This window comes from Methanobrevibacter sp. (genome assembly GCF_045539575.1).
GTDB lineage: Archaea > Methanobacteriota > Methanobacteria > Methanobacteriales > Methanobacteriaceae > Methanocatella.
This window is the reverse complement of the sequence record NZ_JAZQFM010000064.1, coordinates 1-10,645: the sequence shown is the minus strand read 5'-3', so window position 1 is coordinate 10,645 and position 10,645 is coordinate 1. Positions and strand designations below refer to the sequence as shown.

The 10,645-nt window shown below is 32.9% G+C and carries 4 protein-coding genes; 3 read left to right on the top strand and 1 reads right to left on the bottom strand.

Going from position 1 to position 10,645, the window contains the following annotated elements; genetic code table 11:
- The 3 genes from ACKI30_RS08440 to ACKI30_RS08430 all read left to right on the top strand — a co-directional run.
- Positions 1-1,380: PQQ-binding-like beta-propeller repeat protein (locus ACKI30_RS08440; RefSeq protein WP_407411570.1), on the top strand; the 1,380-nt coding region annotated here is incomplete at its 5' end.
- Positions 1,381-1,479: 99 nt separating this feature from the next.
- Positions 1,480-6,987 carry an Ig-like domain repeat protein gene (locus ACKI30_RS08435; RefSeq protein WP_407411568.1) on the top strand — a complete coding sequence of 1,836 codons (5,508 nt, stop codon included), beginning with the start codon at positions 1,480-1,482 and terminating at the stop codon, positions 6,985-6,987.
- 302 nt (positions 6,988-7,289) lie between these two features.
- A complete protein-coding gene (locus tag ACKI30_RS08430; protein ID WP_407411566.1) occupies positions 7,290-8,339 on the top strand; it encodes a hypothetical protein in 1,050 nt (349 codons plus the stop codon).
- 992 nt (positions 8,340-9,331) lie between these two features.
- On the opposite strand, the gene ACKI30_RS08425 is transcribed toward ACKI30_RS08430, so the two are convergent.
- Positions 9,332-10,288, bottom strand: a complete 957-nt coding sequence (locus ACKI30_RS08425; RefSeq protein ID WP_407411564.1) for a hypothetical protein — start codon at positions 10,286-10,288, stop codon at positions 9,332-9,334.
- Positions 10,289-10,645 lie beyond the last annotated feature (357 nt).

The window sequence follows — 10,645 nt, the reverse complement described above, 5'->3', positions numbered from 1 at the left end:
GATTCTATTGTAGCATATTCCATATCTGGTTCTCAATTGTGGAAAACTAAAGTAACTGGTGGCGTTGGAGATAAATTAGTATTGGATCCTGAAAAAGGATTGTATTCAATCAATTCCAAAGGTAACTTATATAGATATGATTTGATTAATGGTAAAGAATCATTAATGTCCAGTTTAAAAGTTACTTCTGGTGTTTTAATTGGAAATGATGGTAATTTGTATATTGCATCTGATGATACTTTTTATGGGTTAAATTCCAATGGTGAAATATTGTGGAAATCAACTCTTGACTCTAAAATTATTGGTAATCATGTAATGGATGAAAAAGGAACCGTTTATGTTATTTCACAGGATAACAAAATCTATGCTTTAACACATGCTGAGTTAAAAGATCCTAATCTTATTGTCAATGTAGATGATAAATATATTACTGTAGATATTGACAGTCAAGCTACTGGTGATGTAATTTTCACTCTCGAGGGGAATGAATATAAAAATATTTTCAATAAGTCTATTGAAGATTTAGATTCTGGAAATTATCAATTAAACATTTCCTATGCTGGTGATGGAAGATTTAATAGTGTTTCTAAAGTGGTTAATTTCACTGTAAAACCTAAAGTTTCACCTGAAATTGAATCCAGTAAAAAAGATACAGTTTCTGTTAGTCTTCCAAGTGATGCAACAGGTCAACTGACTGTAACTGTTGGAAATGAAACATACACTCAGGAATTAGTTAACGGTAAAGCATCAATTTATGTTCCAGGATTGGATTCAAGCAGTAATGTAGTTATTAGTTATTGTGGTGATGGTAATTATGCTTCATTTACAAGGGAAGTTAATGTTGCATCTACTAAAGTCAAATTAACTGGTAGTAACTTAAACATGCTTTATACAAGTGGAAGTTATTATAAGGTTAAACTAACACAAAATGATGTTGCTTTAGTTGGAAAAACTGTTACTTTTGTTGTTAATGGCAAAAAGATAACTGGTGTAACTGATAAGAATGGAATTGCTTCTGTTAAAATAACACTTGCTCCAAAAACATACACTGTAACTGCACAGTATAGTAGTGTTAAGGTGTCTAATAAGGTAGTTGTTAAAAGCATTGTGTCTGCTAAGAATATAAATGCTAAAAAGTCTGCAAAATCTCTTAAAATCAAGGTAAACTTGAAAAAAGTGAATAATAAATACTTGAAAGGTAAGAAAGTAACCTTAAAATTCAAAGGCAAAACCTATAAAGTTAAAACCAATAAAAAAGGAGTAGCAACATTTACTATTAAGAATAATGTTCTTAAAAAACTCAAAGCAGGTAAAAAATACACATATAGAGTTACTTATCTAAAAGAGGGTGTAAGCAAAAAAATTACAGTTAAAAAATAGGGAATTATTCTTTCTCTATTATTTTTTTATAAGATGGAGGTATATTTTTTTATGAATTTTAATAAATCCTATTTTATTTTAATATTTTTCATCTTAATTTTGAGTATTGGTGCAGTATCTGCAAATGAAATTGATTCAGGTAATGTTACAATGTCTGACGATATTTCTGAAATCAATTCAAACAGTCAATGTTTAGATGAAATTGGGAGTGTTGATTCATCGGATTTGTTAAAGAGCGATGAACCTGATGAAATTATTGTTAATGATTGGGATGAATTACAGTATTATTGTTCTCTAACCGATAAGGATTATACTTTAAGATTAAAAGAAAATACAAATTTTTATCCATCTAGTCCGACAGATTCGAATTATCAAATTAAAATTAACAATAATGTGAAAATTATTGGATCTGCGGGATCATATATTGGGGATTCTGAGTTCCATAGATGTTATGTTCCCTCCGATGGTTTTCGTTATGTTGTAGAAGGTGGAGAATTTGTTACATATACTCCAATTGTTGTTCCAGATTATAATAAAAAAAGTTTAACTTTAGAAAATGTTACCTTTAAATGGGTTTACCTTCAATATTCCCCTGATGCAAAGTTTATACAACTGGGTGGAAATGGAAATTATATATTTAAAAATTGTAATTTTGATTATATAAATACAGTATTAGGTAATGGTGCAGTAATCGCTCTTAAAAAAGGGGATGCAATTTTAGATAATTGCTCTTTTGTTAATTGCAATATTCCTAAAGGATTAATCACGGTTTCTGAACTGCAACCGATGGTTGTTCGCGATTGTTATTTTGCAAATAATTTTGCATATGAGCATACAACTTGCATTATGAATTGGGGTAAATTAACCATTTATAATACTAAATTTTATAAAAATCGTTCTGCCGCATGGGCAGGTGGAATAACCACTTATGGTGCAGGCATTACAAATATTTACAATTCTAACTTCACGGGCAATGTTGCCGGTTGGAATGGTGGAGCATTATACGTTTATAATATTGCAAATATCTATAACACTACTTTTGTGGATAACAATTGCACTACCAATAATGGTGGAGGTGCAATCGGGGCTTGTAAATATAGTGGAATTCCAAGAATTTATATTGAAGATTCATTATTTAAAAATAATAATAATTTATGTTGGGCTTTAGATTCACTTTCAACAACTGGAATTGGTTGTGGTGGTGCAATTTCTCTTATGGATGAAGGTTCACTTGAGGTTAGAAATTCACTTTTCATTGCAAATTCTGCAGCTTATGGCACTGCGATAAATGCCAGGGACGGAGGTCCACAGTATGGGTCTCCTGATGTCATAATTGCGAATAATACATTTATCAATCATACTCGTGCTGGAGATGTATTATATATAAATTTAAGCGATACTTTTTATAATGTTTCAGGAAATAAGTATTTTGGCAATTCAATTGAATTTTCTAATTTGACATTAACATCAGTTAGTTCAGGTAATGAACAAGCAACCTTAAAGGTCACTGCCAGTTTGGCACGTCCAGATTTTTATGAAGAGGATATTTTAGATAGGACTTGGTATGATGTTTATATTAACGACGAATATGTTAAAACTGTAAATACGACCATGTTTACTATTGATTTTGGCGATTTTGATATCTGTGATGTTTATGTCATCCCTACGATTTCAAATAGAAAGACTAATGTGGTAACCGTTACCAGCACTCGTGAGTATGTTTTTGTCTCCAAAAATGGCAATGACAACAACAACGGATCTTCAAGGTCATCTCCTGTAAATACCATCAAGAAGGCTTTGGAGTTGGCTAAGGATTGCAGAAATATTATTCTTCTGGATGGTAACTGGAGTGAAAATCTCAAAATAGATTATGATGTTTTAATTAAAGGTGAAAACAATGCCACACTAACAAACGCCACTCAATTTGTTTTAAACAGCAATTTCACTCTTAAAAACATGAATATCATAAACTTGAGTGTGGATAATTTCATCAAGCAGAATGATGGTAATCTGATTATCGAAAATTGTATTTTCAAAAACAATGCTGCTGTTAATTTAATTGATGCAAGGCATGCGGAAATATCAAAGTCAATCATTATAAACAATAATGCGGCACTGATTAACAATAATGGCTATGCTTCAATCACTAACTCTGTTATTTTAAATAATACTGATATACTCAAAGGCAATCAAAACCATGTTTTGGATTATAACTGGTGGGGAAGTACTTTAAAAAACCCGGCCAAACCTGTGGATTTAAACATCAGCAATTGGCTGGTTTTAAATGCCACAAGCAGTGTTAATCGTTTAGAGCAAAATCAGGTAGCTTTAATTTCCCTTGGTTTTTATTTAAACAATGCCTCCAAGTATACCAATCTTCCGGAAATCGAATTCAATTACAATGCATTGAACGGCAATCTCGATTCAGGACTTGTATATACATTAACCGCTTTAAAAAACGGTGTTGTTACTGTTAACTATAATGATGTTTACTATGACATTACTTTTGAGTTTTTAAAGTCAAACCCAAATCTTCAAGTTAAAACTGAAAACGTCATGTTCGGAGAGGATGTTGTCATACAAATCACCATGCCAGGTGATGTTTCAGGAAATGTCACTGTTGAGATTTCCAATTTGACACAGACAATGAAAGCCTCAAAGAACATGATTTTCACTTTCAAGAATTTAAAAGCTGATAATTACGCAGTAAACGCAATCTTCAGTGGTGATGATAAGTATATTCCGCAGAATGTAACTTCAAATGTTCAGGTTTCAAGATATCCTTCAAAAATTAACCTTGAGATAGGTGAAATTAAAGTAAATGAGGATGTTTTGATTAGTGTTTCATGCTTAAGTGACGCACAGGGAAATGTAACATTGTACATTAACAATAAAGCTCACACATTGGTATTGACAAATGCTAAGGCAACATACACTATCAAAAACATTACTCGCGGTGATTACATTATCAAAGCGGTGTATAATGGTGATGATAAGTATCTTGAAAGTCAAAGTTCGACCAAAATAGAAGTTGACAATCTAAATGCATCAATGGAAATTGGAGCAAAGGATATCATTTACGGTGAAAGTGCTGTAATCACTGTTAGATTGAATGATAATGCAACTGGAAATGTCACTGTAACGGTTGACGGTAAGTACAACTCATCAGGTGTAGTTGATGGTCAATCTGTAATTATTTTAAGCGGTCTTGAAGCTGGAGCTAACAAGAACATTACTGTTTTCTATACTGGTGATGATACCTACTTTAATAAGACAGAATCTGCCGATTTCACTATCTCAAAGGCAGATTTGACATTTGATATTTTCGCTGATAACATTAAGATTGGTCAGGATGCAGTAATACACATTAACGTTCCGGCTAAAACCTCAGGAACTTTCACCATCGGTGAGGATGTTATCACTATTCCGTTGTCCGGTGCTGTTGAGTATGTCATCAGCGATTTGGCAATCGGTGAGTATGAAATCACTGCAATTTATGATGGCAATAATTACAATACTGTTCAAAATTCCACTACATTCACCGTTTTGGAATATCCTATATCACAATGGCCAAACGAAGGTTCAGATTCCAAAAGCTCCTACAAATCACAATATGGATCTGACACTAACGGTGAAATTGCATTCATTATCGATTTGGAGGAGGATATTGTTGGTGCTTTGACCATTGACAGTGATGGAAACATTTACGTTACAACACAAAACGGAATATATTCCTATGATGCTGATGGCAGTTTGAGGTTTGTTTTCACTCCTGATACTCGTGAAGGCAATTTTTCAGGAACATGCATAGGCCGTGATGTTGTTATTTCACCTAAATCAGGCGATACATTGTATTTCATCAATCAGACTACTGGTGAGAAGTATGGTTCTTCCAATCTTTATCAGGGTTCCAGTATTTTTTCACCGATTATTGATTCCAATGCCAATGTCTACATTGTAAGCGAGTATCAGGTTACCTCCGGCAGGTATAATCTTGTCAAGATTCCGTATAGCATGTGGGAGTTCGGTGGAAATCCGATTTTGGTTGATCTTGCTAAAACAGCACCGTTATGCTCACCTACAGTCAATGAAAATATTGTTGTGGTGCTTTCTGAAAACAGGTTAATGGTTTTGGATGCAAATACCTTGCAGTCCAATTTCATAAAATCAGGTAATTATGCAAATGTGCGTCCGGTTATCGGTGAAGGCAATATTGTTTATGCCGCATTAAGTGATTCTGTTGTTGCATATTCGGTGTCCGGTTCTCAATTGTGGAAAAGCAAAATAACAAGTGGTGTTAGGCAATTGCTTTTGGATGAAGATGTCTTGTACTCTTTAAATGCTGATGGCAAATTGTATAGGTATGATGTTTTGACAGGTAAACAGGGATTAGTTTCCAATTTGAATATCACTTCCGGTGTTTTGATTGGAAATGACAGTAACTTGTACTTTGCTTCCAATAATATTTTCTATATGGTTTCTGGTGATGGTGAAATACTGTGGAAGTCTGATTTGTCAACAAAAATCACAGGTAATCCTATAATGGATAAAAACGGTGTGATTTATGTTGCTTCTTCTGACAATAGGATTTTTGCCTTGACTTGTGGTGATTTAAAAGATCCTAATCTCACAGTCAGTGTCGATGATTCACAGATTACTATTTCAATAGACAGCCAGGCTACTGGTAGGGTTTCATTTGATTTTAACGATGTTTCCTATGAGAATGTCTTCAATATTCCAATTTCTGATTTGGCTGAGGGTAAATATCAAATAAATGTCACTTACAGCGGTGATTTGAGATTCAGACAAACTTCTGAAATTGTCACTTTCACCGTCAAATCTGAAGTTGTTCCAGAAATAGAATCAAACATAAAAGATACTGTATCAATCACTCTTTGTAAGGATGCAACCGGTAACTTGACCGTTATTGCAGGAAACAACACATATATTCAGGAATTGGTTGATGGTATGGCAACTATTACTGTTCCAGGTTTGGACTCTATGGGTGATGTCACTGTGATTTATTCCGGTGACAGTAAATATTCTGGATTTAATAAGACAACAAATGTCGCTTTGGTAAAGTCCAAATTAACAGCCAATAACTTGAATATGCTTTATTCAAGCGGCAAGTACTTTAAGGTTAGGCTGACACAGAACTCAAATCCTCTAGCAGGCAAAACTGTTGTTTTTACTGTCAACGGTAAAAAGATTAGTAGGATTACTAATGCTGATGGTTACGCTTCTGTTAAAATAACACTTGCTCCAAAAACATATGCTGTAACTGCTGAGTATAATGGAGTTAAAGTCAAAAATAAGGTTGTTGTTAAAAGTATCATAACCGCTAAAAACGTAAACGCCAAAAAGTCTTCAAAGTCAATCAAAATCAAAGTTACTCTCAAAAAGGTAAACAAAAAGTACCTCAAAAACAAGAAAGTAACCTTGAAGTTCAATAAAAAGACTTTTAAGGCTAAAACCAACAATAAGGGTGTTGTAACATTCACAATCAAAAAGAATGTCTACAATAAACTCAAAGCAAACAAAAAGTACACCTATCAGGCCATCTACGGCAAGGACAAGGTCAAAAAAACTATAAAATTCAAAAAATAAAATGAGGAATTTCACATTCCTCAACTTTTTTTTATTTTTTCATGTAGCTCAACCATTTCAAAGATACTATTTTTATAATCAAAACCAATTTAATTGAAAATCCAATCAATTAAAATAGCTACATCACTAATCATAATTATAATTACTCGCTCTTTCTTCAAGCATCACAATACTTATTTCCAATCATGGTTCCCGTTCAGTAACATAACTTATATATACTTGGTGGATAACTAAAAGATTACGAAATGGATTTTTATAGGAGATTTGTTTAATCTATCGAAATAAAAAAGAGGTTATAGAAAATGTATTACACTACAGATCAGGATTTAATTGAAGATTTTCACTTAAGGTCAGGTCATAGCGTTGGATCTATAAAATCATACAGGACAGTATTCAACAAATACACAGCATTCCACAACATGAGTCTTTGCGACTTGTTGGCTGAAGCAATAACCGAACAGGAAAACCACACTCCGGAAAACCGATTAAGCATATACGACAGGATAATCTCATTCAGGGATTATCTAACCAAAAATCATATAGGAAACACAATTACAGACTCAATATCTAAAATCAAGACATTTTACCATTACAACAGGGTGACAATACCATTCATACCGCCGCTGAACAGCAAGTATGTTAACAAAAACGATTTAATCAGCTTTGAAGACCTGCCGACAAAAGACGAACTGAGACTTGCAATGCAGTTTGCAGACGATGACTTGAAGATGTGGATTCTGGTTATCATATCATCAGGCGCAAGCAGGTGCGAGGCCAAATCCATGACAAACAGAACACTATTTGAAGGAACAAGAGCCTATCACAAAAAGGACAATTTCCATGACGCTTTAAAGTACTTGGCCAGAAACAACAATGTGGTGTGCACCTGCAAGCTAGTCAGGCAAAAGACAGACAAGCCATACTACACATTCCTCAATCCCGAATGCGTGCAGAGGATTGCCAAAATCAAGCTAAAGCAGGAAGACTTTGATCTGGACGCTCCGCTTTTGAAGTATAATCTGAACCATGTAAATCATAAGTTTAAAAAGTTAAATGATTATCTGGGTTTTGGTGAGGTCGGAGGATATGCACGGCTGCGACCGCATATGTTAAGGAAATTCAACTCAACGTATCTGACTCAAGGGTCTTTTGAAGGGAATCTCTTGGGCATGGACAGCGTTGATCTGCTTCACGGCCGTGGCAAGAACAAGACAAGACAGGCCTACTACAAGGACAATCCTGAGTATCTCAAGCTTGAATATATCAAGGTGATGAACAACGTTTCGCTTTATCGAAAGTATGATTATAAGATTATAAACAGTAGGGTGAAGGTGATTTCAAAGCCGTTGTAACATGTTTTAAAACTTTTTATTTTTTTATTTTTTTAGCTAGGTTTAGTGAGGTTAGGGGTCCAAAATTTGACCGAAAAATGGACCCATCAAAATTAATGAAATAACAATTCAGAATAATACATTCTTAACCTTAAACTAATGGGATCATGGTGTCTAAAATCAATTAAAATAATGGCCATTTGAAAAGTCTTAAAAATGGACCGCTAGAACGCCTCATAAATTCCTTTATTTGCAAAATGAAGGTCAATTATTTGATTTTGGCATTAGGTATTTTTTCTGTAATGGACCGCTAGCCAAATTCTATGTTAATTCATCTTTCAATTTTTACAAATTCTGGCGATGTGACATGCAACTTTTTAACATACCCATTAATCGCCAACTGATGGTAGCTATGGGGTAGTGTTGAAGAGTATCTATTTGTTGAGTTAGATTTTTTACTGATTTCTAATAGCTACTTTTTGAAATGCCCATTATTTGTATCATAATTCTGATGCAACTGGTGAATTTGATGATGCATTCATGAAAAATGTGATTCAAATTTCACAACAAGAGTGTTAGTAGCTAAGGATTTAAAGGGTTATATCTATATTCTAGATTCATATGGCTATTAATTTCAATATAAAAATCTAATTGATGATATAAATATTACAGGGGAAGATATATCTAATATCCTATATTTAGAACTGTAAGACATTAATTATAAAAATATTGTATTTTTAGGCATCTATGAGTTAAACAGTATAGAATGCGAAGTATGTGATGTAAATACGTGCTAAAACAATGTTTATACGGTTATACAAGATTTTGAACTCCATTAATTGAATGGAATTTTTCCATATGGGCAGGATAGAACAGGGTTCACAAGAATATGGGCATTGAAATTTTTAGAAAAAATTATAACATATCCAAATGAAGCCAATCACGATGACTGTGCAGTGGCTTTTACTGGATGATATGAAAAAATATAAAAAATAAAGAATTTAATCAAAAAATTAATTTTGATTAAGATTATTATTTTCAAATAACATTTTTACTTTGTTTTTCCAACTATTATCATGTATTATTCTTGCCATATGCAAATTTTCATCCAATATTTCTTTTTTAGTTAGTTTACTGAATTCTAACCAGTTTTTATCAAAAACATATATTGCATTGCCATAAATCAAAGACTCTAATATAGTAAATTCCTTAAACACGAATCCCACATATCCATTAAAACCGGCTTTTCCATAAAATACAGTAGTTGCCTCATATGTGTCATTAATGTATTGTATTCTATTTTCGTCTGCTATTCTTTTAGTTTTCTTTGTTTGTTCTAAAACTGGCTTTAAATGTTTTTTTAATTTTTCCCAAGGCATTTGTCCTTCGGGCAGTATTTCCCAGTTTAATCTCTTAAGATTTTTTAAGTCTATTAATTTGCTTAAATCTTCATGCAGTATTTCACATTCTTTAAAAAGCTCTAAGAATAAATTTATTGTATGTTTCAATAGTTCATCATCTTTTTTATAGCTGAATTTTTCACTAGCTATTATGATTTTACGGCCTTCTTTTTCAACTATTTTTAATTCAATACTTGGGGGTGCAATTGGTTCTCTACATATTCTTTCATATGAAAATGTACGAATGTCCACTACTTCTTCAGTTCTACCTCTGCCTCTCCATTCATTTCGTTTAAATTGTCTTTGATAATACTTTGTTTCTTTACCTAAGTCTGGTCTTTTGATATATGACCCTTCGGAATTAAACTTAGTGATGGTGGAATATTTACCTAATCCTGAGCCAATAGCTGGTAAAACTTGTTCGCCTATGTCTAGATTTTCTGTAAATCCAATTTTGTTAAGATTATCGAATCTATCTATGTCTGATACGCTAATTATTATATTTGTTCCTTCGTCTATATCTTTGAATTGTGTTTCTAATTTATTAATTCTTGTTTTATTTATTATCATTATTTATACCTCTTATGAGTTGTATAACAAATTCTTGCTTCTCATATTGTATTAAAAATGTGAAAGTGCACCCTACAATCACCTCCACAATCTTTCATTGAATTTATAATTTTTTCATTAACTTTTTCATTTCCCTTTCAGCTTTTTTAGCTTCACGCTCTGCTCTTTTCATTTCACGTTCAGCTTGTCTTATCTGACTTTTAAGTTTAGAAGTGCTCATGACAATCACCTCCTAGAGCATATTTATTGAGCCACTCTATTGGGAATGTGATTCATTTTATAATGGTAATGATAGTAGAAATCTTAAACGGCAACGGTTTGGTGAAAAATATGAAGTGGTATAGAACATTTAAATAT